The following is a 25,977-nucleotide window of genomic DNA, read 5'->3' on the forward strand; positions in this document are numbered from 1 at the left end:
AAATGGCCTTAAAGAAATTTTTAGAAGACATTGAACCTCACTTTGAACCTGGTGGTAAACACGAGAAGTGGTACGCGCTTTACGAAGCCGTAGCAACTATCTTCTATACTCCAGGTTATGTAAACAAAGGTGCAACGCACGTTCGCGATAACATCGACCTAAAACGTATTATGATTTTAGTGTGGATGGCGACGTTCCCTGCAATGTTCTTTGGTATGTTCAACATCGGTCACCAAGCTGCGCTTGCACTAGGTAACGGTTTTGAGCTTGCTAATACTTGGCAGGTAGCTATCTTCCAAGCACTTGGTGGTGAATTAACCGCTGATGCCGGGTGGGGCGCCAAAACGTTCTACGGTGCGTGCTTCTTCTTGCCTATCTATGCAACCGTGTTTGCGGTTGGTGGCTTCTGGGAAGTGTTATTCGCGTCAGTTCGTAAGCACGAAGTAAACGAAGGCTTCTTTGTAACCTCGGTTCTATTTGCGCTTATCCTGCCTGCGACAATTCCGTTATGGCAAGCTGCTTTAGGTATTACGTTCGGTGTAGTTGTTGCGAAAGAGATCTTCGGTGGTACAGGTCGTAACTTCTTAAACCCAGCGCTTGCAGGTCGTGCGTTCTTATTCTTCGCATACCCAGCTGATATCTCTGGTGACACAGTGTGGACTGCTGTTGACTCATTCTCTGGTGCAACTTATCTAGGTCAAGCTAGCGCAGGCGCTTTAGATTACAGCAATATGGACCTTTGGTTTAATGCGTTTTATGGCTTTATCCAAGGTTCTGTTGGTGAAACGTCGACCTTAGCTATTTTATTGGGTGGTTTGTTCCTCATTTATGTTCGTATTGCATCATGGCGCATTGTACTGGGCACATTCATCGGTATGGTTGTGATGTCATTTGTTCTAAATGCAATCGGTTCTGAAACTAATGCTGCGTTTGCAATGCCTTGGCATTGGCACTTAGTACTTGGTGGTTTCGCATTTGGTATGTTCTTTATGGCAACAGACCCTGTATCTGCGTCTTTCACAGACAAAGGTAAGTGGTTATACGGTGCGCTAATCGGTGTAATGGTTGTGCTTATCCGCGTTGTTAACCCGGCATATCCAGAGGGCATGATGTTGGCAATCCTATTCGCTAACCTTTTTGCTCCACTATTCGACCACTTCGTAGTGCAGTCTAATGTGAAGAGGAGATTGGCACGTGTCAACTAAGAATGAATCAATGGGCAAAACGCTCGGCGTAGTTGTTGGCTTATGTTTAGTGTGTGCAATCGTAGTATCTTTTGCTTCGGTTCAGCTTCGCCCTATGCAGCAAGCAAACAAAAACGAAGATATTCAACGTAACATTTTAGCCGTTGCTGGCTACGATAAAGTTAAAAACGTGTCTGAAGTTTTTAACCAAAATATCGAATCACGTGTAGTTAGTCTTAAAACAGGTGAGTTTGTAGAAGACGTTAAAGCGGAATCTTTTGACTTTGAAGCGACTAAGTTTGATGCCAAACGTAGTTACAAACTTTCAAAAGCAGAAGACAAAGCGGGTATTCAACGTATCACGAATAACTCTCCAGTTTATTTCGCAAAAGATGACCAAGGTAAAGTGTCTACTATCATTCTACCAATCCAAGGTTACGGCCTTTGGGGTGTGATGTATGGCTTCCTTGCGCTAGAAGCTGATGGTGAGACGATTAAGTCAATCAACTTTTATAAGCACAGCGAAACTCCAGGTCTTGGTGGTGAAATCCAAAATCCTAAGTGGACTGCACTTTGGGATGGTAAAGAGCTTCCTATCGACGTAGTTAAAGGTAGTGCTGGCGGTAACGAACACAAGGTAGATGGTCTATCTGGTGCAACACTTACTTCTAACGGTGTTGATCACACAGTTGATTTCTGGACAAGCGACAAAGCGTTTGGTCCATTCCTTGCGAAAGTACGTAAAGGAGCATTGAACTAATGGCTAATGCAAAAGAAATGAAGGAAGTCTTGTTTGGTCCTGTTTTTGCGAACAACCCAATTGCACTGCAAGTGTTGGGTATCTGTTCTGCACTAGCGGTAACTTCAAGCCTTAAAAATGCACTTATCATGTCAATTGCGTTGACATTGGTTACTGCGTTTTCAAGTTTATTTATCTCAATGATCCGTAATCACATTCCTTCAAGTGTGCGTATCATTGTCCAAATGACGATTATTGCATCTTTAGTAATCGTTGTAGACCAAGTGCTTCAAGCCGTTGTTTACTCAACAGCAAAAGAACTATCAACGTTCATCGGCCTTATCATTACTAACTGTATCGTAATGGGTCGTGCAGAAGCATATGCAATGAAGTCGCCACCAACAATGTCATTCCTTGACGGTATTGGTAACGGCTTAGGTTACTCTGTTGTACTTCTAACAGTTGGCTTTATCCGTGAACTATTTGGTGCAGGTACATTGTTTGGCGTTGAAATCCTTCCACTTATTTCTGAAGGTGGTTGGTATCAGCCTATGGGTCTACTAGTTATGCCATTCAGCTCGTTCTTTATTGTTGGTTCTTTCATTTGGGTACTTCGTACTTGGAAGAAAGAGCAAGTAGAAGCGAAGGCATAAGGGGAGAGAGATGGAACAGTATATTAGTTTATTCGTTAAAGCGGTTTTCATTGAAAACTTAGCTTTATCTTTCTTCTTAGGTATGTGTACTTTCTTGGCGGTATCTAAGAAAGTAACAACGTCGCTAGGTCTAGGTATTGCGGTAGTTGTAGTACTTGGTATCTCTGTACCAGTGAACAACTTAGTTTATCACGCAGTGCTAGCGCCGGGTGCATTAGAGTGGCTAGGTTTTGCAGAAGTAGACCTTAGCTTCCTACGCTTCTTGACGTTTATCGGTGTAATCGCAGCGCTAGTTCAAATTCTAGAAATGACGTTAGATAAGTTCTTCCCTGCGCTATATAACGCACTAGGTATCTTCCTACCGCTAATCACAGTTAACTGTGCGATTTTCGGTGCGGTATCATTCATGGTTGAGCGTAACTTAAACTTCGGTGAATCTGTAGTTTATGGTCTAGGTTCAGGTGTGGGCTGGGCACTTGCTATCGTATTGTTAGCAGGTATTCGTGAGAAGATGAAGTATGCAGACGTTCCTGATGGTTTACGTGGCTTAGGTATTACCTTTGTTACTGTAGGTCTAATGGGCTTTGGCTTCATGTCATTCTCTGGTATTTCACTGTAAGGTAGCGAGGAAACTATACGATGGAAACTATTGTATTAGGCGTAAGCATGTTCATCGCTATCGTTGTGATGCTAGTGCTTATCATCATTGCAGCGAAATCGAAGCTTGTAGCAAGCGGTGACGTTACAATTGATATTAACGGCGATCCTGAAAAAGCGATCAAGACTCCTGCTGGCGGTAAGCTGCTAGGTGTACTTGCAAACGCGGGTATTTTCGTATCGTCTGCATGTGGTGGCGGTGGCTCATGTGGTCAGTGTCGCGTACATATTAAAGAGGGTGGTGGTGATATTCTACCAACCGAACTTGACCACATCTCTAAAGGTGAAGCACGTGAAGGCTGTCGTCTAGCGTGTCAGGTTAACGTTAAAAACGACATGGAAATCGAAGTTGAAGAATCAATCTTCGGTGTTAAAAAGTGGGAATGTACAGTTATCTCTAACGATAACAAAGCAACTTTCATCAAGGAGCTAAAACTAGGCATCCCTGAAGGTGAAGTTGTACCTTTCCGTGCCGGTGGTTACATTCAGATTGAAGCACCAGCTCACCATGTTAAATATGCAGACTATGATATTCCTGAAGAATATCGTGCTGACTGGGAACGTTTTGGTTTCTTTAAGCTAGAGTCTAAAGTTGACGACGAAACGATCCGTGCGTACTCAATGGCTAACTACCCAGAAGAGTTTGGCATCATCATGCTAAACGTACGTATCGCAACTCCGCCGCCAAATAACCTAACATTACCTTGTGGTAAGATGTCATCATACATCTGGTCACTTAAAGAAGGTGATAAGGTTACTATTTCTGGTCCATTCGGTGAATTCTTCGCGAAAGACACAGATGCAGAAATGGTATTTGTTGGTGGTGGTGCTGGTATGGCGCCAATGCGTTCACACATCTTCGATCAGCTTAAGCGTCTTAACTCTAAGCGTAAGATGTCTTTCTGGTACGGTGCACGTTCTAAGCGTGAAATGTTCTACGTGGAAGACTTTGACGGTCTAGCTGAAGAAAATGATAACTTCCAATGGCATGTTGCCCTTTCAGATCCTCAACCAGAGGATAACTGGGAAGGTTACACGGGCTTCATTCATAACGTACTTTTTGAAAACTATCTTAAAGACCATGAAGCGCCAGAAGATTGTGAGTTCTACATGTGTGGTCCTCCAATGATGAACGCGGCAGTTATTAACATGCTTAAAGACTTAGGTGTTGAAGACGAAAACATCCTACTTGATGACTTCGGTGGTTAATTAGGTTTCGGTCTAACAATGAACTTAAGTTAGAATATAAGCCCTCCAGCAAAATGCTTTGCTCGAGGGCTTTTTTATACCCGTTGGTACTAAACTCAGGGAATTCTGATGCAAGCAAGTTACGCTTTTTTATCTAGATTTTTTATTATTTCGTTTTTATTCGTTTTTTTAACAGGGTGCCAAGACGCAAAACCTGAAGCCAAGGAAATCGTGCTGACTGGTAAAACCATGGGCACGACTTACAACATCAAGGTATTCCCCGGTGAAAAGCCGCTCGAACAAGCGCAGTTGCACGATGAGGTTGAGCAAGCATTAAAGGTTGTTAATCAATCTATGTCCACCTATATCCCAGACTCTGAGATTAATCAGTTCAATCGTTTAGCCGCAAATACCGTTATGCCTATCAGTGAAGACTTTCGCTTGGTAGTTGCTGAATCTATCCGCCTTGGAAAGTCGACCAAAACGCTTGATGTTACGATGGGACCGCTTATCGACTTGTGGGGGTTTGGTCCTGACAAAAGGCCAACAATGCGTCCGTCACAGGCAGAGTTAGACGATATGCGCACTCGTATCGGTGTTGATAAGCTTATTTTAAATGAGCGTGGTCTTGCGAAAACAGTTGCGGGGCTTGAATTATCATTCTCTGCAACCGCTAAAGGTTATGGCATAGATAAGGTCGCTGAGGTGATTGAGAGTCATGATATTCATGACTATATGGTTGAAATCGGTGGCGAGCTTCGCGTTTCTGGCAAGAAACCGGATGGTGAGTGGCGTATTGCTATCGAGAAACCCGATGCGCCTGTTGGTCAACGCCAAATTCACCGCGTGATAGAGCCTGGCAAAAATGGCATTGCAACTTCAGGTGACTACCGTATTTTTTATGAAATGGACGGTGAAACCTTTACACACCTTATTGACCCAACAACGGGTCGCCCAGTTAAACATGAGCTGGTATCGGTAACGGTACTACATCCATCTGCGATGACAGCTGATGGCCTAGCAACAGCATTGACTGTGATGGGCACGGAGCGTGCAAAGGCATATGCCACCGAGCATCAACTCCCCGTGTATTTGATGTATAAAAGTCCTGAAGGGATCAAGAGTTACGCGAGTGAAGCTTTTCAGCCGTACTTGAATTAAGCTGCACAACACCCCATAATTTAATTGTGAGTGACGCCATGAAAGCGTATAATTTGCGCGTCGTCACTCAATTCAATGTAGCAATAAAAGGGGCTAGATAATGTCTTTATTCCTCCTTACTTTCGGTTTACTTATGCTTATCGCTGTTGCGATGGCAGTAGGCGTTATCGTACAAAAGAAATCCATGGCAAGTAGCTGTGGTGGTTTGGGCTCAATGGGCATTGACAAAATTTGTGATTGCGACGATCCATGCGACAAACGCAAAAAGCGGTTAGCAAAAGAAGAGATGTGGAAAGAAAACCAGATCCTGTAACCGTAGAATGATATTAATTGAAAACGCAAGCTTAGCTTGCGTTTTTGCTTTTTGGGTAATAAACCTCAGGTTAAGTAAAAATGCAGCGGCAGCTATATTTTGTTCGTCATGGTGAAACGACCCTATCAGGCCATTTACTTGGAGTGACAGATCCCGAACTCAGTAGTACTGGTGTTCAGCAATTGCTGCAATCGTTAACGAGCCTAAGTGGCCTGCAGCGTATTATTAGCTCTCCAAGGCAGCGCTGTCTGAATACAGCTACAGCCTTTGCAAAGCAGTATCAACTCCCCGTTGAGGTGGAGCCAAATCTCGCCGAATTTGATTTTGGATTATGGGATGGACAGTCCTATGATACGCTTTGGCGAGAAACCCAATCTCCAAGTATTGGCGATTTTTGGCAAAACCCTTGGCTGCACACGCCTCCTGAGTGCGAGTCTATGTATGATTTTCATCATCGGGTTGCCACATGGTGGCACAGCATTTTGGAATCGCCAAGTGAAGAGTGTACCGCCGTCGTAGCGCATGCTGGAGTAATAAAAGCGCTTGTAGCACTTATTCTTGACCTATCGCCTGAGCTTACTGCATACCAATCGAAGATAGATATTCCTTATGCGGGTATAGTAAAAGTTGAGGTGTTTTACGACAGCTGCCAAACTGCTTGGCCAAAAGTTGTATTTTAGACGTCTAGACTTCATAATGTTGCAAATTTCGTGATAGGCAGATATTGGGAATGAGGTGTGAGTCCTCAACTGTCCCCGCAACTGTAAGTGTATGAGCCTTGTCTCTTGCATAAGTCAGATACCAAGGCCTATCCATATACTTAAGCGGGCAGACTTAAGTCAAAGTTGTCGCTTGTCTATAAGCTACTACTTTGCCGTGCCCAATCAGAGGTGCTATGGCAGTCACTCCACAGTTTCAAGTCGATAAACTTAGCGTGCAGCTTGGTGGTAAAGCCATCTTAAAGGCACTCAGCTTTGCTATTAATTCGGGTGAATTTATTGGTTTGCTCGGACCGAATGGTGCTGGAAAGTCGACTTTGCTGCGCACTTTATATCAATACACAGCACCAAGTTCTGGGGCGCTACTTTTCAATGGTAAGCCGCTAGTTAGTTATGGACGTAAAGCCTACGCGAGACATGTTGCTGTAGTGCTACAAGAGATCCCCGCTGAGTTTACTCTGCCATTATTTGATATGGTATTGATGGGGCTAACACCGAACAAATCACTGCTCGCGACAACGACGGCCGCTGAAAAACAGGCAATCTTACATGCCATTGAGCAAGTTGGATTGAGCCATAAATTGGAGCAATGTTTTAGCTCCTTGTCTGGTGGGGAGAAGCAAAGAGCAATGATCGCACGTGCCATGGTGCAAGCGCCTCAAGTATTGATAATGGATGAGCCCACCAGCCATTTGGACATTAAATATCAAATCCAAATTATGGAGCTGGCCAAACAGCTTGGTGTTACTATCATTGCGTCTTTTCACGACTTAAATTTGGCTAGCGCCTTGTGCGACCGCTTATTAGTATTAAATAACGGTGAGCTTGTTGCAGATGGGTCGCCACTTGAAGTCATTACCGAAAGCCTATTAAGCCAAGTTTTTGGGGTATGCGCAGAGGTTTCTACTGTCCGTCATCCGCCAAATAATAGTGAAATCCCGCATATACGCTTTCATTACGGATATCAGTTATGATTGCCGCAAAGCGGATCGCATTGATATCGATACTGCTATTGAGCTTGTGCTGTTTTAGCATGTTGATGGCACTTAAGATCGGTGCGATTGATTTATCTTGGCATACGGTTATACAAGCGATTATTAATTTCGATCCCAACGTACTTCAACAACGGGTGGTAGTTGAGCTTCGTCTGCCACGGACGTTACTGGCGATGAGCGCGGGAGCAGGACTGGCGATAGCAGGTCTTATTTTACAAACCGTTACGCGTAACCCGCTAGCTGATCCTTATTTATTTGGTATTTCTTCAGGTGCTTCATTCGGTGTGGTGGTGCTTATCGCGCTATTTGGTGCACAGTCTAGCCTAATGATGTCTGGGGCTGCATTTGTCGGAAGTTTGCTGTCTATCTTGCTACTTTTATTTGTGGCAAATCGCAATGCGCTGCAGCAGGTGGAAACTATGCTCTTGGCGGGCGTTGCACTTTCTTTTCTGTTCAGTGCCTTTACCAGCTTGTTGCTTTATTGGAGTGATCCTCAAGCCATCAGTGCAATCTTGTTTTGGAATCTAGGCTCGTTTGCAAGGGCGAGCTGGCAATGGCTATGGCTTCCATGTTTGGTCGTGCTACTGAGTTTTATCACGCTTTTAGTGATGCGTCGGCCACTCAACGCCTTGTTGCTCGGAGATGAGAGTGCCACCACGCTTGGCGTGAATGTAGGACGAGTGCGAATAGGTATGTTGTTATTGAGCTCCTTACTCACCGCAGTACTTGTGGCTGCGTGCGGCGGAGTCGGATTTGTAGGCTTGATGATCCCGCATATCGTGCGCTTTTTTATCTCGCAAGCAAAGGTCATTGGGCTTGTGGCCACCGCGCTTTGCGGTTCGCTTTTGATGCTATGGGTGGATGTATTGTCGCGCACGCTTATCGATAATCAGGAACTTCCTGTGGGTGTGATCACTGCCGCCATTGGCAGCGTGTTCTTCTTGGCATTGCTTATTTTCAAAAATCGCCGCTCTGGAGGCGTCGGAGTTACCCATGGTTAAACCGTCAGATACTCGCTTAAACACGCTTATTCAACAGCGTATTGATTTAAAAACCAAACCGCTAGGTGCGCTTGGTAAGCTTGAAGTCTTGGCTGCGCAGTTAGTACAGATCTTCTCACAAGGGCAGACGCAATTAGACATAGAGCAGTTAGCAATAACACGCCCTGCAATGTTTGTTTTTGCGGGCGACCATGGTATTGCAAGCCAAGGGGTTTCTATTGCGCCAAGCGAAGTGACTGGGCAAATGGTTGCAAACTTTGTGCAGGGGGGGGCCGCGATCAACGTCTTTTGTCGACAACTTGGTTGGCAGTTAACCGTAGTAGACTGTGGCACGTTAGTGCCATGCGAGCCTGCGCCGAATTTGCGCTCGCAGCGACTTGGCGATATTACTCATGCCTTCCATAAACAACCCGCGATGAGCGAAATGCAGCTCAAGCAAGGACTTGAATATGGAGAGCAAGTGGTGATGTCCGCTATTGAAGCGGGTAGCAACGTGATTGCTTTTGGTGAAATGGGGATTGGCAATACCAGTTCTGCAGCTGCAATTTTAGCGGCGCTCAGCGGGGCGAGTGTGGAATTGTGTGTGGGGCGCGGTACAGGCATTGACGATGAAACGCTTTGCAAAAAACGGGCACTTATCAAACAGGCTCTAGAATATCATCAAGATAAGCTTGCGACGCCAGAACAAATTTTGCAGCGCTTGGGTGGCTTTGAAATTGTGCAAATGGTTGGTGCTATGCTGGCGGTTGCACGTGCACAAAAAGTGATTATAGTGGATGGCTTCATCTCCACCGCAGCGGCTATGTTGGCAAGTAGAATAGCACCGCATAGTAAGCAATATATGGTGTTTGCTCACGGCTCTATGGAGCAAGGTCATAAGTTAATGTTAGAGCAGTTAAACGCTGAGCCATTACTACATTTAGATATGCGCTTGGGTGAGGGAACGGGCGCCGCTCTAGCGCTTCCATTATTACAAGCTGCGCTAGGCTTTTTTTGCGAAATGGCAAGCTTTGCCGATGCCCATGTTACGCAAGTGGTAGACGCATAATGCAGTGGCAACAAGAGTGGCGACTGTTTAAGCTTGCCGTGGTGTTTTTAACGCGGGTGCCAATTCGTTTGGAACCTGCCCCTTCATCTGATGAACTTAACGAAGTGAGTGGTTACTTTGCTTTGGTTGGTTTATTTGTTGGTAGCTTCTCGGCCATGCTTGGCTATGTTGCCAGTGGAGGTGTGTCGCCAATGTTCGGCGCCGTCGTTGCACTGGCTGCGAGTATTTTACTTACCGGCGCTTTCCATGAAGACGGTCTTGCCGATGTTTTTGATGGTTTTGGCGGTGGCTGGAGTCGTGAACAAAAGCTTGAGATCATGAAAGATAGCCGCCTTGGTACATACGGTAGTTGTGCGCTGATATTACTGTTAATGGCCAAGTTTTCGCTTTTGACCATGCTCTTTAATGACTTTGCAGTGACACTCGCTGCATTTATTTTAGCCCATAGCCTAAGCCGTGCCTTTGCGGTGTCTTTAATCGGTGCACTTAACTATGTACAAGCTGATGAGCTGAGCAAAGTTAAGCCTGTAGCGAAATATCTATCAAGTGCTGCGTCAACTCGCCTTACGCTTACTACCATCGCAGTTTTAATTTTCTGTTGGCCATGGCTTGCGCTTTCACTGTTCGACTTGCTGATGCTGTGTACTTGCTTATTTGTGTTAAGACTTGTGTGCATTAAATGGTTTAACGCGCAGCTTGGTGGTTACACCGGAGACTGTTTAGGGGCTGCGCAGCAACTTGCTGAGCTTGTTATTTTGCTTTTTATTGTGGGTCATCTCTAATGGCACAAATACAGTTAATACTGGGCGGTGCTCGCTCAGGAAAGAGTCGCTTGGCAGAGCAGCGCGCTATTCTATTGTTAGAGCAAGGTGCGGTGAACGAACTTTACTATGTTGCAACTGCAAAAGCTCAAGATGAAGAAATGAAAAGCCGAGTGTTTGCTCACCAGATGCAGCGCGATAGCCGCTGGCAGCTAGTAGAAGAGCCGTGGCATATTGATAAGCTTATTGCTACTGCACGCGAAGATGCGCTGTTACTTATCGATTGTTTGACCTTATGGCTGAGTTTTGGCTTATGCGAAATGGGTAAGGCCGCGACCATAGACAAAAAAGAACATGTGCTGGCGGCACTAGAAAGCTGTGCTGCAACTGTTATTTTGGTGAGTAACGAAGTGGGACATGGGATAATTCCGCTTGGCGAGCTAAGCCGTGAGTTTGTTGATGAGTCTGGTTGGCTCCATCAAGACATTGCTAAAGTGGCCGACAGAGTCGATTTTGTTATTGCAGGCTTGCCACAATGTTTAAAAGGTCAAGACGTATGAAAACCTTAATGGTGCAGGGCACCACGTCGGATGCCGGTAAAAGTACACTGGTTGCGGGACTTTGCCGGGTGCTGCAACGAAAAGGCTTATCGGTTGCGCCTTTTAAGCCGCAAAATATGGCACTAAATAGTGCCGTCACACCGTGCGGCGGTGAAATTGGTCGGGCGCAAGCACTCCAAGCCGAGGCCGCAAAAGTCCCACTATCCACAGACTTTAATCCTATTTTGCTTAAGCCAAACTCTGACACTGGCGCACAAGTGATCATTCACGGCAAAGCCATTAGCAATATGGAAGCAGCCGCTTATCATGATTACAAAAAGGTAGCGCTGGAGGCTGTACTTTCCTCACATCAACGCCTCAGCGAACAATTTGAGCTGTGTATAGTGGAAGGGGCGGGGAGCCCTGCTGAGATCAATCTGCGTGAAAATGACATAGCCAATATGGGGTTTGCCTGTGAAGTTGCATGCCCCGTGATCATTATCGCTGATATCGACAAAGGCGGGGTGTTCGCACACTTGGTTGGCACACTTGCGCTATTAAGTGACTATGAACAAAGCTTGGTTAAAGGATTTGTGATCAATCGCTTCCGTGGTGATATTGCGTTATTGCAATCAGGACTTGACTGGCTCGAGCAAAAAACGGGTAAGCCTGTATTTGGGGTATTGCCCTATTTGCATGGCTTAGCGCTTGATGCAGAAGATGCGGTGACGGTGGACAATATCTGTGAACGGGGATCGTTAAGCGTCAGGGTTTTACTATTTCCTCATATTAGCAATCACACCGACTTTGACACCTTGCGCTTAAACCCTGAAGTGGATTTGCTTTATGTGCGCTATCAAGAATCTATCGGTCCTTGTGACTTAATCATTCTGCCTGGTAGCAAAAATGTGTTGAGCGATTTAACCTTCTTACGCAAACAGGGTTGGGCAGAAGAAATCAAACGGCACCTGAGGTACGGTGGTAAGGTACTAGGTGTGTGTGGCGGTTTGCAAATGTTAGGTAAGTTCATCAGAGATCCAAATGCGGTGGAATCAACTCTCGGTGAAGTCGCTGGGCTTGGTCTGGCTGACTTTGAGACTACACTTTCAGAGCAAAAAGTACTGACGCAAGTATCTGGCATTTGCCAATTGAATGAGCAAAGTGCTGAAATTTATGGTTACGAGATCCATGCAGGGGTTTCTTCTGGAGCGGCACTAGAGGTGCCATTCTTGCGATTTAACACACATCCAAATAACAGTGTGAAAGATGGTTTTATCTCTCGAGATAATCAAATTGCAGCCACCTATTTACATGGTTTATTTGATACGGTCGCCGCCACACAGGCTATCTTGTCTTGGGCTGGTAGTAATCAAGCGGGCACTGCCGCGATTGATTTGGCGAAGCACAGAGAGCAGCAAATTACGCGTCTTGCCGATAGCTGTGAAGCACATTTAGATTGGCAAAAATTGATGAAAATAATTGAGGAATAACATGAGCGAACAACAAGATAAACATCAGCAACGACAGCAAAAAGTAAAACAACAAGTCGATGAAAAAATTGCCGCGGCGCAGCAAGAGCAGGGCATTTTGCAAGTGATCACAGGTAACGGTAAAGGCAAGTCAACATCTGGTTTCGGCACCGTTGCGCGTTGTGTCGGTCATGGTATGAACGCTGCGGTTGTACAGTTTATTAAAGGAACCTGGGATTGCGGTGAACGCAATTTGCTCGAAAAAGTCGGCGTGCCATTTGCGGTCATGAAAACGGGCTTCACATGGGAAACGCAAAACCGTGAAACCGACACTGCCGCCGCGCAGGCGACGTGGCAACAAGCAAAAGTATGGCTACAAGATGAAAGCATCGACTTGGTATTGCTCGACGAAATTACGTATATGTTGAGCTATGACTATCTAGATTTGGACGAAGTCATAACGGCACTAGAAAGCCGTCCTACCATGCAGTCGGTGATTGTAACTGGGCGCGGTGCACATCGACGTCTGACTGAGCTTGCAGATACCGTGAGCGAAGTGCGTAATGTGAAGCATGCGTTTGAGGCCGGCATTAAGGCGCAAAAAGGGTTTGACTACTGATGCTAAAATTCGCCTTATTTATTGTTCTAGGTTTTGCCTTTAGCGTTAGTGCTAAGCCCGCAGAGCGGATCATCGCGCTTGCGCCTCATATTGTCGAAAATCTTTATGCAATAGGAGCTGGGGAGCGGATTGTAGGCACGGTCGCCTATGCCGATTATCCAGAATCAGCCAAGCAACTGCCTCAAGTTGGTGACTATCAAGGTATTTCGGTTGAGAAAATTTTGGCACTTAAGCCTGATCTTATCATTGCGTGGAAAAATGCAAGTCACGTTCCTATGCTTGAAAAGCTCGAAAGCTTTGGTGTTGACGTGATTTATAGTGAAGCGAAATATCTAGATAAACTACCCGAGGAGTTGCTACGCCTAGGTAAAATTACTGGCTTTGGAGCCCAAGCTCAGCAACAGGCGGATTTATTTGCTAAACGCTTAAATGAGCTAAAAGCTCAGTATAAGCAAAGCGCTAGCTTAGCTGTATTTTATCAATTGTGGCCATCTCCGCTGATGACCGTGGGAGGCGAAAGTTGGTTACAGCAAGTATTTACTGTGTGTAATGTGAAAAATGTTTTTGCCGACGCCACCACGGACTATCCGCAAATTAGCATTGAGAATGTTCTGTTGAAATCACCACAAGTGATAGTGATCCCTGAAGAAAAGACCAAACAAGAAGTTAAAGCAATTGCATGGCAGCAATGGCCGTCGATCCCTGCGGTAAAGTACCAACAAACTATTTCGGTAGATGCCGATCTGCTCCATCGTTATAGCTATCGTATGCTCGAGGGAATATCGGATTTATGTGGTAAACTCGACGTTTCTCGAAGCCATTATAATATGATGAAAAAAGGTGAAGAATGACAACGTGGAGTGACGTGTTAGGTCAGGAAAAACAACAAGATTACTTTAAACAAACCATGGATTACGTGGCAGAGCGTCGTGCTCAAGGTATAAATGTGTTTCCGCCCCATGAACAGGTATTTGACGCGTTCAAAGTCACGCCTTTCGATCAGGTTAAAGTGGTGATTTTAGGGCAAGATCCCTACCACGGACCCAATCAAGCACATGGTCTATGTTTCTCTGTGTTGCCAGGGATTAAGCCGCCGCCGTCGTTAAATAATATGTATAAAGAGTTGGTGCAGGATATTGACGGCTTTCGCATACCTAATCACGGCTACCTAATTGACTGGGCTAAACAGGGCGTACTACTGTTAAATACGGTGTTGACGGTAGAACAAGGCCAAGCCCATTCACATAAGCATTTGGGCTGGGAGCGCTTTACAGATGTAGTGATTGAAAGGCTGAATGCCCACAGCGAAGGTGTGATTTTCTTACTCTGGGGCTCACACGCCCAGAAAAAGGGTAAGAGCATAGACACAAACCGTCACCATGTTTTACACGCACCACACCCTTCGCCGCTCTCAGCACATCGCGGCTTTTTTGGTAGTGGCCATTTCAGCAAAACTAATCAGCTGCTTACCCAAATGGGTAAGCAGCCAATCGACTGGCGATTGGCCGAGCTATAATACCAATTAGTCTTAATACTTGCGCAATTTGAAGGAGTAAATCTGACGCTAACTGCGTTAAAAATTTATTATTTAGAACAACTAAATAGCAAAATTTTTGCCTTGTTATCGACAAGATTTTCTCGCCTCAAAATAGACCACTTAATTAAGCGAATTGGTATAACAACAAAAAAGAGCGCCGTGAAGGGCGCTCTTTTTAGTTAAAATCAAATTCGTCTAAATCAACACTGTCTGCGAAAATATCCAATTCCTGTAGTTCTTTGCGTAGTCGCTGTTTATCTTTTAGCGCTTCAATTTCACGCCATTTTCTTTTTTTGCCCTTAGATGAAGTTTTTTTCCTAGTATCCGGACTTTCTAATAATTCTAATAACTCGTCTAGGGTATCCATGAAAATCTCCTATTGATAAAAACAACCTAAAGTGGCATTTGCTTTGGCTGTTGTTAGCACTACAACTGCAATGACACCGTTGATCTCTTCATACTATTTGGCAAACCTCAATATGAGGAACCGATAAAAGTCTGATAGCTAAAGTACGCTACAAACAACCCCGCGTTGCTTGCTTTTTGTACCAAAACCAGAAAGTAGCGGCATCAATTTTCACTTCAAGTGATATTGATATACCACAGACGGGATAAAAATAAAACACAATTGTGTCTTTTGGGTTAAAACCAAGTGACAGTTTGATGAAGGTCAATTCGGGTGATATCTAGGAGGTGTCAGAAAGGTTTGTATTGAGAGCGATAACAAAAACGCCGCAATATGCGGCGTTTCGAAATCGAATGTTTAAGGCGCTTACAGTGCTTTAAAGCGTGCGACTAGTGTTTCTTGTGCATCGGCAAATGAGCGAATACCTTCAGCAAGCTTTTCTGTGGCCATTGCGTCTTGGTTATGTAACCAACGGAACTCACTTTCGCTAAGCGCAGCAGGTTTTGCTTTAGGCGCAAAGTCAGCCTGAAGTAGGTAATTTTCGTTTGCAGGCATTGCAGCGAGCTCTTCTAGTAGAGAAGGGCTAATCGTGAGCTTATCGCAACCCGTTAGGGCTAGAATTTCACCTGTATTTCTGAAGCTGGCGCCCATTACAACGGTTTTATAACCGTGCTGTTTATAGAATTCAAAAATACTACGAACAGATTGCACACCCGGATCTTGTTGTGGGTCAGTTGGTTTTTCTAGGCCGTTGGCAACGTGCCAATCTAGAATACGCCCAACAAATGGTGAGATTAAAAATACGTTTGCATCGGCACATGCTCGTGCTTGCGCTTCGCTAAATAGCAGCGTTAGGTTACACTTAACACCTTCTTTTTCCAGTGCTTCAGCGGCTTTAATACCTTCCCAAGTCGATGCAATCTTAATCAAGATTTTGTCTTTGCTTACGCCTTGCGCTTCATATAAATTTAATAGCGTTTTTGCTTTTGCGATAGTCGCTTCGGTATCAAAAGATAAACGTGCGTCTACTTCTGTTGAGATATATCCCGGCACAGAGTTTGCGATTTCTTTACCAATCACAACGGCAAAATAGTCACAAGCAAGCGCTAATTGCTTTTCAGCGTCACTTTCATTGGCTTTGGCATAATCCCAAGCTTCTGTTAGATAAGGCTGATAAGCAGGCGTCTCTGCCGCTTTAAGTAAAAGAGAAGGGTTAGTTGTTGCATCCTCAGGCTGTAGCTTGCGGATGGCTTCAATGTCACCGGTGTCAGCGACGATTGATGAATGTTGTTTTAGCCTATCTAATGCTGAAGTCATGTGTTCCTCATTCCAATATTGATAACAGCGAAGTGATATTAGACGCCTTATGTTGCAACACCATGAAATAGCTGAATAGGTCATATGTCCGTATCGGGCGACATATCACACTCGCTATTTGAGGTTGTTGTTATATAAGGTCGAGTTGTAAAGCGAAGCTGTACCTTAACAGCGAATTGCTTAAACCCAAGTGAAAGCGGACAAACACTTGAAGTTACTTGGGGATAGTGTTGAAATTGACATTAATTACTAGCTAAGTCAATAGGCAAACCATGATCACAGTTATCTCTCCAGCGAAAAACCTAGACTATGAAACACCCGCACCAACCAAGATGCACACACAGCCAGAGCTGCTGGAGCATAGCGAGTCACTTATTCAAGTTTGTCGCGATTTATCACCACAGCAGATCGGTAGCTTAATGAAGATAAGCGACAAGCTCGCTGGCTTAAATGCGGCAAGGTTTGCCGAGTGGTCAGAGCCTTTTACACAAGACAATGCTAAACAAGCTATTTTTGCTTTTAATGGCGATGTGTATGTCGGTTTAGAAGCACAAAGCCTAACTGAGGCTAATTTAAATTATGCGCAAAATCATTTACGTATCTTATCTGGGCTGTATGGCATCCTAAAACCACTTGACTTAATGCAGGCCTATCGTTTAGAAATGGGTACAAAGTTAAGTAACCCGCGTGGCAAAAACCTGTATGAGTTTTGGGGCACGATTATCGCTGAAAAACTGAATAAGGTCATGGAAGGGGCACAAACACAATACTTGGTAAACTTAGCTTCAAATGAGTACTTTAAAGCGGTAGATAAGAAAGCGCTGAAAGGCGACATTATCACTCCTATCTTTAAAGATTGTAAAAATGGTCAATACAAAGTCATCAGTTTTTACGCGAAAAAAGCGCGCGGTATGATGGCAAGGTATATCATTGAGAACCAAGTATCGGATTTGGAAAGCCTGAAAGCGTTTGATATTGCAGGATACCGCTTTAGTGAAGAAGCAACGCAAAAGGCCCAAGAACCGGTGTTTTTGAGAGCAGAACAATGACAACAAAATTATGGGTAGCGGCAGTGTTCGCCGCTGTGTTAGTTAGCGGCTGTAGTGGACATTTTACCACTCGAGTCAGCAATGTGCCGGTCGATTGCGAAGGTGATTCACGTTCGTGTTCTATGAGCTGTCGCAAAGATTACTCGGATCCGATGCAAGTACAAAACTGTGAGGACAGGTGTTTCCAACAGCAAAATCAATGTCGAGTGGATAGACCAACAGAAGATAAATGGGAAATTACGGACGAAAAACCGACTTATCCCGCTTCCTTCTAATTCACTACGCTACGCGCCTTTGGGTAAGCTCATATAGGCGCGTACAACTCTGTCTCTAAATGCTAAATCCGTTGCCTTTTCGGCAGCTCTGTACAGTTGACAAAACCCTTCAGGCTTTCCTGTTTGCAATAAGATGTCATCTAAAGCATCGATGCCAGTTAGGGTCTGTTGCCAGCGAGATACGATAACAGAGTCAGGCTCTGGCAGCTGACAGAGGATTTGCTCAGATAGCCTAAACTCACTGTTGGTAGCGACCTTGATCATATCGTCATTGGCCGCAGCTAACCAAGTAGCGCCTTTTGCGTTGACACAAATTAACGGTAAATAAGGCGCGATGGCTGGAAAGGCGGTGTTTTTAAACACCTCCACTTGCCAGTAAGCGCGAGCAATCTTAACAAACTGCTCGAAATTAGTGATGGCTGAAAAGCCTGATTGTGCGATGGGTTTGATTTCAACTCTGGGTTTGTTTGCATTCACCGTATCGTTTGCGGTATCTATATACCAATCTCCCACCAACATCGCATTTTGAAAGTACTCATCGCGTAGCGAACCCCATACTTTTTTGAGCTCGGCATTCTCTTTAAGCATGTAATTTCTGAGCACAGATAAACGTTCTGAATTTTGCTTGAGCTCCGTGGTGACGAGTTTAAACATTTCATCGCGAATTTCTAGGCAGCGACCAAGCGGGTAGGGTTTATCTGAAAAATAACTGTACTTTGGTGCAAGTGTAAGATCGGCTTTGAGACGAAGGTTTGCCAGCTCAAAAGCGAGTAAATCTATTTCCTGTTGTGTCAAAACAAAGCCACTGGGTAGATACTAGATGGTACTAGTATAACCACAGTGGCGAATTTGGCCTATTTAATTGAAGAAATTAAATAACTTAGGATTGCATCAGGCTTAGGATCTCGGCTTGTATCCGGCAGATATTTAGGCCTTGTGAATATACCTTGCTCTACTAACGCGTCCAGTGCATCTAAGTGCGCAATGCCCGTTTTACCGAGATATAAATTATCTAAGCTGCGAGTATTGGCAAGCTGCACTATGTCTTTAAAGCCTTTTAAGTAGAGATGATCTTTAGTAAAGCCACCACCACGGAAAATTCGCGTGGTCAGCGCAAAGGCTTCATTGACGTTTAATACCCCTGAGTCAGCTAAAAACTCATACACTTGATAGAATTTATCGCCTTTAAGCAGCATGTTGACCGCAATCACCCTAAGCGCTAATACTTTTAATCGTGTCAGATTTATTTGCCCAGATTGATACTCGCGATAGATGGCAAGGCCTTCTTGAGTATAGGTGTTGCCAGGTAAACCTAAGTGCAGCACTTTAAGTTGCTGAGCGTCAGCATTTAAGGTCGTGAGTAAGTGCACGCCAATTTCATGCTCTATCAAGGCATTGATATCAAGCTCAGATAGCATCGCACTGCTATTTACAAGCAGAAGACGTTTACTATTGTCGACCATTGCTTTGGCAACGAGCTTGCTTGATATAGCGACCTTACAAGGTAAGCCCATGGTCTCAATCGCTTGATTAAAGCGTACTAAGGCCTGCTCGGCTGTAATGTCTTTTTTTGGCAAGGTTTCGGTTTCGCGCGCGTGCAGCAAGAAGGTCGCATTATTTATATCGTTGTAATCCGGCTCACCATAATAGCGTAGCGAGTTATACAAAAAGGCTTCGCGACCAATTTGGGTGATCAGTTCGATTTTTGTGGCGTAGCTGTCAATCACTTTACGATATAAATCTTTTACGATCGGATCTTGGATTTTTCCAACGGGCAAGCGATAGAGTTGCTCTTTAAACTCATACGGGTCAATTTTCAGCGGGCGATATTTAAACGCAGGCTGATAATGACGTTTCGAGAAAAAGCGACGTTTCTCTTGTGCGATATTACTTGGGTTAACGTAATGCAGCGTTTCAAGGTTTCTGGCTATGCGGTATAGCGCTGAGTCCACGTTAATCAGCGCAGGGTCAAGCTGCGACGTTGATTTTGCTTTGCGAAGTGGCTTATAGCAGTGATTTTTAGCAAATGTTTTTGCCGTTTTACTCAAAGCAACATGCATGTTGCGCTGTAGTTTTTCAAACACCACAGGGAATAATTCGCCACTGTTTTCGTCCATAAAGACTTTTTTCACTTCCAATGGCACCACTAAGGTGTTATCAAAGTGGCTGGTAATATATTGCGCTTGATAACCATGGCCCTGAAAGACGGTATTTTCAGCACAATCCACCAGCTGGCCTGCCAGTTTTTTCAGTCCTAGCTGCTTTTTCAGCTCATCTAATACGGCGCGAAAACGCAAGGTATCAAGTTGTGCAGTGCCAATATTAAAGGTTGGTGCATAAGGGTAGCTACGAATTTGATAATTATAGCTGTGCACATCAAATAGCAAGCAGGCACCAAACTTACGCTCAAGCGTGGTTAACAGCGCACTGAGCACACGGTAATAGGCTGCATGCTTTGACAAGCTAACATCTATGTCTGCATTTGGTAGCGCTTGGCTCCACACTTGTTTACCCCATGCTTCTTTGTATATCGCAAGTTCTGGCGCACGGTTAAGATCGTATTCGTAACGTGAGTCACGCGCGATAAGCGTGATGGGTAATGATTCAATCATGCCGTCGGTAAACGGATCTTCCTCTTGTAAACGCTCAGTATCGCTAATGGCGAACAAGCCTTTTAGGCTAGCACGGGTGCGGTGGCCTGCGTGTACAGCAGTGGCGACATAAGGCACGTATTCCCTCACTTCGAGGTGAAAAGCACCTTCAGCAAATTGTCCACTGATGGGTTTGCCGGCTTCAAGCGCGGCAATGATGGCTTGTTCAGATAGCATGAGCATCTTCTATTACTTGACGGAATTGGTTTTTGCGATGCGTTACTAGCTCTTTGGCGTGCACCACACTCTCTACAAAATCGATAACTTGCACTTGCAGCTTACAGCGGTTTAAACGGTTAATACGGGTTATCCCCCCAGGCGAGAGTACGTTAACTTCGATAAGCTTGCCGCCTATCACGTCAATGCCAACAAAATACAAACCATCACGCACAAGCTTAGGACCGATGTGCTTACATAGCGCTTTTTCTTGGTTAGTGAGCTTGTGTTTCACCACTTTGCCACCGGCATGTACGTTGGCACGCACTTCATTTGCTGCAGGCACACGTTTCATGGCACCAATCGGTTCGCCGTTAAGCATTAGGATGCGAACATCACCCTCGTCGGCACCTTCAACATAATCTTGTAAAATGACGTAGTTGCTGCCTTTACCAGCCTCGTCGCCACCAATATAAAACTCAAGGAGTGAGCTAAAGCTTTGCTTCGCGCGTTTTTCAACGACGATAACACCGCGACCGCCAAAGCCATCAAGCGGCTTTAAGATCATTTTCTCTTGCTCTGACTCAGAGAATATACGCTCTAAATACTCTTTGTTTTTAGATACATGCGTATTTGGAATAAACTCTCTCGCGATGCCTTGGAAAGATGCCGTGTATAGCTTGTTATTAGCAATGCGCAGGCCATCAATGTCGTTGATGATGAAAGTATCATCACGAACAGAGTCTAAAAAGTTCATCGCTAAGGTATCAAGCGGCGGATTAGCGCGCATAAATATTGCGTCAAAACCTGCCAAAGGAAGCTGTACTTTTTTAAACTCAGCTTTGTTGTAAAAGCTCACGAAGTTATCAGATACTTTTTGGCCTGCAACAAATACATCACAGAAGGCACTAGCAACACTTTCGCGAATCGTAAGGTTGTTTACGGTGGTGATGGCAACGACGTGACCGCGCGATACGGCTTCGTGGATAAGTCTTAGCGTGCTGTCGTTTTCAGCTTCTACACGCTCCCAAGGGTACATAATAAAACAGATTTTCACGGGCTATTTTTGCTCAGCAAATAAATTGGCAATATAGCGGTAAAATAGCTTAGACGCTCACGGATTATTTTTATCGACAAGATAAGGAATATCAATCATCTACTGGGCAAGAAGCAGAGCACTGACAGGTGCTCTGCAAGGTGGATATCATACTCTAAAGCGGTTAACTATGTCACTCAATTCGTGACTTGCTCGTGTTAGTTGCTCACTGGTGTTGTTGAGTGAATGTGTGGTATCCAAAGAGTGATGGGTGGAGTCAGAAAGCTGAGCTATTCGCTCATTAACTTCTTGTGCTGCAAGACTCTGCTCGTCGGTGGCTTTGGCGATGTGGGTACTCATATCCGAGATAGCGTCAATTAGGCGCTCAATCTCTGTCAATGCGCTATCTGCATGTTGGACCTGTTCCACTGTTTGCTCCGAGATTTGCTGGCTAATTTTAACCGCAGCTACGGCTTGCTGCGCTTCTTTTTGCAGTCGCTCGATCATGTTGTGGATTTCATCTGTGCTTTGTCCCGTACGACTTGCAAGTGTGCGTACTTCATCGGCAACAACAGCAAAGCCTCGTCCTTGTTCACCTGCTCGAGCGGCTTCTATTGCCGCGTTTAATGCAAGTAAATTAGTTTGCTCCGCAATACCTCGAATAACATCGAGCACCGATCCTATATGTTGACTCTCTTGCGCAAGGCTCGTTGTTGTCACGCTCACAGATTGAATTTGCTCCGACAGTTTTTTAATGGCGGCGATGGTTTGAGAAATAGTTTGTTTGCCTTTTTCACTGTAATTGCGTGCGTCTGCGGCGGAATGCTCTGCAGTGTCTGCATTGCTACTGATCTCACGAACTTGCATGGTCATTTGTTCGGCAGCCGTGGCGACTTGGCGGCTATTGTCATTTTGCGACTCAATAAATGCCAAGTTTTCTTCGCCAGCCGCTTTTACCTGATTAGCCAGCGTTTCAACTTCTTTGGCGTTATGGGCCACTGTCGCGATGGAATGACGCATCTTCTCAGTATACAAGTTAAAGTATTTGGCAAGCGCGGTTATCTCATCTTTACCACTTTCGTCGAGTTGTCGAGTCAAATCGCCTTCGCCTTGAGCGATATCTTTCATCATGTCTTTGGCTTGTTGAATGGGGGTGATGATGCTCTTACCTATGATTGCACTAAATGGGAATAGCAAAATAATAAGCACCGCCATCTCAAGTAATAGCAAATTTCGAATGTGTGCAAACTCAGCTTCGATAGTGTCGAGATATACACCGGAGCCGATGATCCAACCCCAAGGTGTAAACGCTTTGACGTAAGATATTTTTTCGACAGGGGCTTCTTTACCGGGCTTTGGCCACAGGTAGGGAACAAATCCCGCACCACTTTTTTCTGCCACTTGTACCATTTCAACGAATAAGCGCTTGCCGGTGGGATCTTTTGATTGGCTGAGATCTTTGCCATTAAGCTCGCTCTTGAAAGGGTGCATCACCATTTTGGGGTGATAGTCGTTGATCCAAAAGTAATTATTTCCTTCGTATCGTAAAGCCGAAACGGCATTAAGGGCTGCGGATTGAGCTTGCGCTTCTGGGAGTTCCCCAGATACATATTGTTGATGGAAGTAAGCCACTAAACTATAGGCATTTTCAACAAGATTTTGGGTTTTATGATATTGCTGCTTTTCGAGTGCATCATATTGCTGCGATAAGCTCACTGCGCTTTTAAGGATAACGCCGATAATAACCACTATGATCAGTAACGCGAGTCGCTGGAAGATGGTGAGGTTTCGGAAAAACTGTTTGGACATAATGCAATCCTTATGTCGTTTTATTATTGAAAGTAGCAAGCGGCGCGAACGCCTCATCAATTCATACTAATTAATCTTAGTAGTAATACCAATTGCGTTAATTCTCCAACCAATTTGAAGGGTGAAATACCATATTAGCTTCGTTAAAAATTTCTCATTTAGAACAACTAAATAGCAAAATTTTTGCCTTGCTACTAAAACTATTTCTCCGCTTTAAATAGCTCATTTACTTAATGCAATTTATATATAACTTGAGATAGAACAATAAATTCAGTTTTTCTTAGTCTTGAAGAATAAACAATTAGACCAATGGATTAGAACTAAATGTAGAGAAGAAGCGCCCAGCTTATAGGAAACTGGGCGCTATTAAGTGTTTACTTAGCTTCAACCTCAAAATGACGATTAAAGAAGTCAGTAATGGTTTGATGCAAGTGGGTTTGTACTTTTTTGCCACGTAAACTGTGCTTTGAGCCTGGATAAGTCATCATTTCAAATGGCTTAACTTCGTCCTGCAATTGTTTAAATAGTTTAGTTGCATGGGTAAATAGTACGTTGTCATCGGCCATACCGTGATAGATCATCAGCGGGCCCTTTAGTCCATCTGCATAAGGGAACACTGCACTTTGCTCATAGCCCTTGGCATTTGTATCTGGGTGACCAAGATAACGCTCAGTATAGTGTGTGTCATAGAGAGCCCAATCAGTTACTGGCGCACCAGAGACACCGGCTTTAAAGTAGTCGCCGGCTTTAAACATTGTCATCAGCGCCATATAACCACCATAGCTGTGACCATAAATACCGATACGCTCAGGGTCGACGTACTCTAGCGTGCGCAAGAACTCTACGCCTTTAATTTGGTCGGCTACTTCCACGACGCCTAAATGCTTGTAGATTGGATCTTCAAACTTCTTACCACGGTTATATGAACCTCGGTTATCTAATTGGAAAATCACATAACCTTGCTGTGCAAGATATTGGAAATACAAATTTTTGCTACGCCAGCTGTTGGTCACGCGTTGTGCATGAGGTCCGCCATACACGTTCACAATAACAGGATATTTCTTACCGTTTTCAAGCTTTGCGGGCTTAAATAAGCGGTAATACATGGTTTGACCATCTTCCGCTTTAAGCGTGCCATATTCTGGCGTAGCTAAATTGCTCAAATAAGGCGTTAACGGATGTTCGTTATTCAGCGCATTTTCTTCAAGCCAAGTAACAAAGTCACCATTCACTTTGCGTAGCGCAACGGCTGGTGGACGGTTTACAGAAGAGCTTTTATCGATAAAGGTACGGTTATCTTTCGCCAGTACAACACTGTGATAACTGCCTTTTTCGGTAATACGTTTTGCATCGCCATCTTTAAAAAGTGGTACGCTGTATAGGTGGCTTTCGAGCGGCGTGTCTTTGCGGCCAGAGAAGTATACGATACCTTTTTTCTCATCAATGCCCTGAAGGCTTTCAACAATCCAATCGCCTTTAGTGATTTGGCGTACAAGTTGGCCATTGGTTCTGTACAGGTAAAGGTGTTTAAAGCCATCGCGCTCAGATGCCCAAACGAAATGCTTTTTGTCCTTTAGGAATTCAAGGTCAAAGTGTAGGTTAATCCAAGTATCACTGGTTTCGGTCAGGGCGACTTGCTGCTTTTTGCTTTTAGTATCGTAAAAGCGCAGTTCCAGTTTTTGCTGTGAGCGATTTTGCCACTGGTATGACAATGTTTTGTTGTCTTTTAACCAATTTGCACGGGCAATATAGATATCTTTATCGTCGCCTAAATCAATCCAATCCACCTTTTGGTCATTGATCTTTACAACACCCAGTTCAATTTCAACGTTAGCAGTACCCGTATATGGATAGCGTTGATTGAATAACTTGACCTCTTCGGCATAGATTTCGTTACGAATGGCTTCTTGAACAGGGCTTTCATCAATGCGTGTGAAGGCGATTTGTTGCTCATCACCCGACCACCAATAGCCCGTCATACGGCTCATCTCTTCTTGAGCAACGAACTCAGCCATGCCGTTTTTAATTACGCCACCGCCGTCTTTAGTTAATTGCGTTTCTTCACCCGATTTAAGGTCAATGGCATAGAGGTTTTGCTCACGAATAAAAGAAACAAAGTTACCTTTTGGTGAGAAGCGAGCGTCGGTTTCGAATGCTTCCGTTTCCGTTAGTTTCTTGCTCTTACCAGAAGCGATTTCATAGTAGTACAAGTCGCCATTGAGTGGGAAAAGTAGCGCTTTGCCATCTTTTGACCATTTGTATTCTAAAATACCACGGCCAAAAATACGTTGACGCTCACGACGTGCTTTTTCTTCATCTGAGAGGTTCTCTGGGCCAGAAAATAGCGCCGCAGAATCTACCAACAAGCGGTTGGTATTGTCTTTTAGATTGTATTCCCAAAGGTCGTAACGGTTATAGTCTTCTTTTTTACCTTGAAGATAAGTAACACGAGAACCGTCAGGAGAAAATTGCAGTTTTACAGGCGCTTTACCTGAAAGAGACGGGTCGTCAAAAAGTCGCTCTAGCGTTAGTTGCTCTGCGCTAACGGTGACAGAGGCAAGCGCTAACGGAAGGGCGATGGTGTAGTGTTTAATGCGAGAGTGCACGGTAGCCACCTTGTTATATTTTTAAAGTCTGATCGGATGGTAATGAAGCCGCTTTGCAATAGCAACAAATTCGGATAGAGTGCCGAGTA

At 44.6% G+C, this 25,977-nt stretch carries 26 protein-coding genes and 1 riboswitch; of the genes, 19 read left to right on the forward strand and 7 right to left on the reverse strand.

Annotated elements, in window-relative coordinates; all coding sequences use genetic code 11:
- Nucleotides 1-2 precede the first annotated feature (2 nt).
- The 17 genes from EXT47_RS03150 (at nucleotide 3) to ung (ending at nucleotide 14,562) form a co-directional block, all read left to right on the forward strand.
- Entirely contained in the window at nucleotides 3-1,205 is a 1,203-nt protein-coding gene (locus tag EXT47_RS03150) for an NADH:ubiquinone reductase (Na(+)-transporting) subunit B (protein ID WP_010606097.1), read from the forward strand.
- Nucleotides 1,195-1,944, forward strand: a complete 750-nt coding sequence (locus EXT47_RS03155) for a Na(+)-translocating NADH-quinone reductase subunit C (protein WP_010606098.1) — start codon at nucleotides 1,195-1,197, stop codon at nucleotides 1,942-1,944. Before EXT47_RS03150 ends, EXT47_RS03155 begins: the two co-directional genes overlap by 11 nt.
- The gene (locus EXT47_RS03160; protein WP_010606099.1) at nucleotides 1,944-2,576 is read left to right on the forward strand and encodes an NADH:ubiquinone reductase (Na(+)-transporting) subunit D; all 633 of its coding nucleotides are present in this window, start codon (nucleotides 1,944-1,946) and stop codon (nucleotides 2,574-2,576) included. The genes EXT47_RS03155 and EXT47_RS03160 overlap by 1 nt, the downstream gene beginning before the upstream one ends.
- Before the next feature lie 10 nt (nucleotides 2,577-2,586).
- Nucleotides 2,587-3,195 (forward strand): NADH:ubiquinone reductase (Na(+)-transporting) subunit E, encoded by a 609-nt coding sequence (gene nqrE, locus EXT47_RS03165; protein WP_045987684.1) that lies wholly within the window; start codon nucleotides 2,587-2,589, stop codon nucleotides 3,193-3,195.
- 20 nt (nucleotides 3,196-3,215) lie between these two features.
- Complete coding sequence (gene nqrF, locus EXT47_RS03170; RefSeq protein ID WP_045987683.1) at nucleotides 3,216-4,442, forward strand: NADH:ubiquinone reductase (Na(+)-transporting) subunit F; 1,227 nt, start codon at nucleotides 3,216-3,218, stop codon at nucleotides 4,440-4,442.
- Nucleotides 4,443-4,550: 108 nt separating this feature from the next.
- Entirely contained in the window at nucleotides 4,551-5,582 is a 1,032-nt protein-coding gene (locus EXT47_RS03175; RefSeq protein ID WP_130125869.1) for an FAD:protein FMN transferase, read from the forward strand.
- 100 nt (nucleotides 5,583-5,682) lie between these two features.
- Nucleotides 5,683-5,895: a (Na+)-NQR maturation NqrM gene (nqrM, locus tag EXT47_RS03180; RefSeq protein WP_010372193.1), complete on the forward strand. Its 213-nt coding sequence runs from the start codon at nucleotides 5,683-5,685 to the stop codon at nucleotides 5,893-5,895.
- An 80-nt stretch (nucleotides 5,896-5,975) separates the two neighbouring features.
- Nucleotides 5,976-6,575, forward strand: a complete 600-nt coding sequence (locus EXT47_RS03185; RefSeq protein ID WP_130125870.1) for a histidine phosphatase family protein — start codon at nucleotides 5,976-5,978, stop codon at nucleotides 6,573-6,575.
- A riboswitch (cobalamin riboswitch) is annotated at nucleotides 6,576-6,721 on the forward strand.
- 69 nt (nucleotides 6,722-6,790) lie between these two features.
- On the forward strand, nucleotides 6,791-7,588 hold the full coding sequence (locus EXT47_RS03190; protein ID WP_039493740.1) for an ABC transporter ATP-binding protein: 798 nt from the start codon (nucleotides 6,791-6,793) through the stop codon (nucleotides 7,586-7,588).
- Entirely contained in the window at nucleotides 7,585-8,610 is a 1,026-nt protein-coding gene (locus EXT47_RS03195; RefSeq protein ID WP_045987679.1) for an iron ABC transporter permease, read from the forward strand. The genes EXT47_RS03190 and EXT47_RS03195 overlap by 4 nt, the downstream gene beginning before the upstream one ends.
- Nucleotides 8,603-9,658, forward strand: coding sequence for a nicotinate-nucleotide--dimethylbenzimidazole phosphoribosyltransferase (gene cobT, locus EXT47_RS03200; protein WP_130125871.1), 1,056 nt, complete (start codon nucleotides 8,603-8,605; stop codon nucleotides 9,656-9,658). The genes EXT47_RS03195 and cobT overlap by 8 nt, the downstream gene beginning before the upstream one ends.
- The gene (locus EXT47_RS03205) at nucleotides 9,658-10,440 is read left to right on the forward strand and encodes an adenosylcobinamide-GDP ribazoletransferase (protein WP_039493735.1); all 783 of its coding nucleotides are present in this window, start codon (nucleotides 9,658-9,660) and stop codon (nucleotides 10,438-10,440) included. The genes cobT and EXT47_RS03205 overlap by 1 nt, the downstream gene beginning before the upstream one ends.
- Complete coding sequence (gene cobU / locus EXT47_RS03210; protein WP_010606107.1) at nucleotides 10,440-10,979, forward strand: bifunctional adenosylcobinamide kinase/adenosylcobinamide-phosphate guanylyltransferase; 540 nt, start codon at nucleotides 10,440-10,442, stop codon at nucleotides 10,977-10,979. The genes EXT47_RS03205 and cobU overlap by 1 nt, the downstream gene beginning before the upstream one ends.
- Complete coding sequence (locus EXT47_RS03215) at nucleotides 10,976-12,448, forward strand: cobyric acid synthase (RefSeq protein ID WP_039493733.1); 1,473 nt, start codon at nucleotides 10,976-10,978, stop codon at nucleotides 12,446-12,448. The genes cobU and EXT47_RS03215 overlap by 4 nt, the downstream gene beginning before the upstream one ends.
- 1 nt (nucleotide 12,449) lies before the next feature.
- The gene (gene cobO / locus EXT47_RS03220; RefSeq protein ID WP_017216387.1) at nucleotides 12,450-13,046 is read left to right on the forward strand and encodes a cob(I)yrinic acid a,c-diamide adenosyltransferase; all 597 of its coding nucleotides are present in this window, start codon (nucleotides 12,450-12,452) and stop codon (nucleotides 13,044-13,046) included.
- Nucleotides 13,046-13,897 (forward strand): cobalamin-binding protein, encoded by an 852-nt coding sequence (locus EXT47_RS03225; protein ID WP_130125872.1) that lies wholly within the window; start codon nucleotides 13,046-13,048, stop codon nucleotides 13,895-13,897. The genes cobO and EXT47_RS03225 overlap by 1 nt, the downstream gene beginning before the upstream one ends.
- On the forward strand, nucleotides 13,894-14,562 hold the full coding sequence (ung, locus tag EXT47_RS03230; RefSeq protein ID WP_039493728.1) for a uracil-DNA glycosylase: 669 nt from the start codon (nucleotides 13,894-13,896) through the stop codon (nucleotides 14,560-14,562). The genes EXT47_RS03225 and ung overlap by 4 nt, the downstream gene beginning before the upstream one ends.
- A gap of 196 nt (nucleotides 14,563-14,758) precedes the next feature.
- Here ung and EXT47_RS03235 read toward each other — a convergent pair whose 3' ends face one another.
- Nucleotides 14,759-14,950: a DUF3545 family protein gene (locus EXT47_RS03235; protein ID WP_010372168.1), complete on the reverse strand. Its 192-nt coding sequence runs from the start codon at nucleotides 14,948-14,950 to the stop codon at nucleotides 14,759-14,761.
- 405 nt (nucleotides 14,951-15,355) lie between these two features.
- Nucleotides 15,356-16,306, reverse strand: coding sequence for a transaldolase (gene tal, locus EXT47_RS03240; protein WP_130125873.1), 951 nt, complete (start codon nucleotides 16,304-16,306; stop codon nucleotides 15,356-15,358).
- A 272-nt stretch (nucleotides 16,307-16,578) separates the two neighbouring features.
- On the opposite strand from tal, the gene yaaA reads away from it, so the two are divergent.
- Complete coding sequence (yaaA, locus tag EXT47_RS03245; protein ID WP_010606114.1) at nucleotides 16,579-17,355, forward strand: peroxide stress protein YaaA; 777 nt, start codon at nucleotides 16,579-16,581, stop codon at nucleotides 17,353-17,355.
- Nucleotides 17,352-17,630 (forward strand): hypothetical protein, encoded by a 279-nt coding sequence (locus tag EXT47_RS03250; protein ID WP_130125874.1) that lies wholly within the window; start codon nucleotides 17,352-17,354, stop codon nucleotides 17,628-17,630. Before yaaA ends, EXT47_RS03250 begins: the two co-directional genes overlap by 4 nt.
- Nucleotides 17,631-17,639: 9 nt before the next feature.
- Here EXT47_RS03250 and EXT47_RS03255 read toward each other — a convergent pair whose 3' ends face one another.
- From EXT47_RS03255 to EXT47_RS03275, 5 genes are all read right to left on the reverse strand, one after another.
- The gene (locus tag EXT47_RS03255; protein WP_130125875.1) at nucleotides 17,640-18,425 is read right to left on the reverse strand and encodes a hypothetical protein; all 786 of its coding nucleotides are present in this window, start codon (nucleotides 18,423-18,425) and stop codon (nucleotides 17,640-17,642) included.
- A gap of 59 nt (nucleotides 18,426-18,484) precedes the next feature.
- A complete protein-coding gene (locus EXT47_RS03260) occupies nucleotides 18,485-20,464 on the reverse strand; it encodes a flavohemoglobin expression-modulating QEGLA motif protein (RefSeq protein ID WP_039493723.1) in 1,980 nt (659 codons plus the stop codon).
- Nucleotides 20,448-21,494 carry a glutathione synthase gene (gene gshB / locus EXT47_RS03265; RefSeq protein ID WP_010372154.1) on the reverse strand — a complete coding sequence of 349 codons (1,047 nt, stop codon included), beginning with the start codon at nucleotides 21,492-21,494 and terminating at the stop codon, nucleotides 20,448-20,450. Before gshB ends, EXT47_RS03260 begins: the two co-directional genes overlap by 17 nt.
- Before the next feature lie 147 nt (nucleotides 21,495-21,641).
- Complete coding sequence (locus EXT47_RS03270; RefSeq protein WP_130125876.1) at nucleotides 21,642-23,282, reverse strand: methyl-accepting chemotaxis protein; 1,641 nt, start codon at nucleotides 23,280-23,282, stop codon at nucleotides 21,642-21,644.
- Between the two features lie 374 nt (nucleotides 23,283-23,656).
- Nucleotides 23,657-25,888, reverse strand: a complete 2,232-nt coding sequence (locus tag EXT47_RS03275; RefSeq protein ID WP_130125877.1) for a S9 family peptidase — start codon at nucleotides 25,886-25,888, stop codon at nucleotides 23,657-23,659.
- Nucleotides 25,889-25,977: the final 89 nt, after the last annotated feature.

The sequence above is a fragment of the Pseudoalteromonas sp. CO342X genome, from assembly GCF_004208915.1.
In the GTDB taxonomy this organism is placed as follows: Bacteria; Pseudomonadota; Gammaproteobacteria; order Enterobacterales; family Alteromonadaceae; genus Pseudoalteromonas; species Pseudoalteromonas maricaloris.

Coding starts and splice junctions, on each gene's coding strand:
- EXT47_RS03150 (WP_010606097.1), top strand. CDS start 3: ATGGCCTTAAAGAAATTTTTAGAAGACATTGAACCTCACTTTGAACCT.
- EXT47_RS03160 (WP_010606099.1), top strand. CDS start 1,944: ATGGCTAATGCAAAAGAAATGAAGGAAGTCTTGTTTGGTCCTGTTTTT.
- nqrE (WP_045987684.1), top strand. CDS start 2,587: ATGGAACAGTATATTAGTTTATTCGTTAAAGCGGTTTTCATTGAAAAC.
- nqrF (WP_045987683.1), top strand. CDS start 3,216: ATGGAAACTATTGTATTAGGCGTAAGCATGTTCATCGCTATCGTTGTG.
- EXT47_RS03175 (WP_130125869.1), top strand. CDS start 4,551: ATGCAAGCAAGTTACGCTTTTTTATCTAGATTTTTTATTATTTCGTTT.
- nqrM (WP_010372193.1), top strand. CDS start 5,683: ATGTCTTTATTCCTCCTTACTTTCGGTTTACTTATGCTTATCGCTGTT.
- EXT47_RS03185 (WP_130125870.1), top strand. CDS start 5,976: ATGCAGCGGCAGCTATATTTTGTTCGTCATGGTGAAACGACCCTATCA.
- EXT47_RS03190 (WP_039493740.1), top strand. CDS start 6,791: ATGGCAGTCACTCCACAGTTTCAAGTCGATAAACTTAGCGTGCAGCTT.
- EXT47_RS03195 (WP_045987679.1), top strand. CDS start 7,585: ATGATTGCCGCAAAGCGGATCGCATTGATATCGATACTGCTATTGAGC.
- cobT (WP_130125871.1), top strand. CDS start 8,603: ATGGTTAAACCGTCAGATACTCGCTTAAACACGCTTATTCAACAGCGT.
- EXT47_RS03205 (WP_039493735.1), top strand. CDS start 9,658: ATGCAGTGGCAACAAGAGTGGCGACTGTTTAAGCTTGCCGTGGTGTTT.
- cobU (WP_010606107.1), top strand. CDS start 10,440: ATGGCACAAATACAGTTAATACTGGGCGGTGCTCGCTCAGGAAAGAGT.
- EXT47_RS03215 (WP_039493733.1), top strand. CDS start 10,976: ATGAAAACCTTAATGGTGCAGGGCACCACGTCGGATGCCGGTAAAAGT.
- cobO (WP_017216387.1), top strand. CDS start 12,450: ATGAGCGAACAACAAGATAAACATCAGCAACGACAGCAAAAAGTAAAA.
- EXT47_RS03225 (WP_130125872.1), top strand. CDS start 13,046: ATGCTAAAATTCGCCTTATTTATTGTTCTAGGTTTTGCCTTTAGCGTT.
- ung (WP_039493728.1), top strand. CDS start 13,894: ATGACAACGTGGAGTGACGTGTTAGGTCAGGAAAAACAACAAGATTAC.
- EXT47_RS03235 (WP_010372168.1), bottom strand. CDS start 14,950: ATGGATACCCTAGACGAGTTATTAGAATTATTAGAAAGTCCGGATACT.
- tal (WP_130125873.1), bottom strand. CDS start 16,306: ATGACTTCAGCATTAGATAGGCTAAAACAACATTCATCAATCGTCGCT.
- yaaA (WP_010606114.1), top strand. CDS start 16,579: ATGATCACAGTTATCTCTCCAGCGAAAAACCTAGACTATGAAACACCC.
- EXT47_RS03250 (WP_130125874.1), top strand. CDS start 17,352: ATGACAACAAAATTATGGGTAGCGGCAGTGTTCGCCGCTGTGTTAGTT.
- EXT47_RS03260 (WP_039493723.1), bottom strand. CDS start 20,464: ATGCTCATGCTATCTGAACAAGCCATCATTGCCGCGCTTGAAGCCGGC.
- EXT47_RS03270 (WP_130125876.1), bottom strand. CDS start 23,282: ATGTCCAAACAGTTTTTCCGAAACCTCACCATCTTCCAGCGACTCGCG.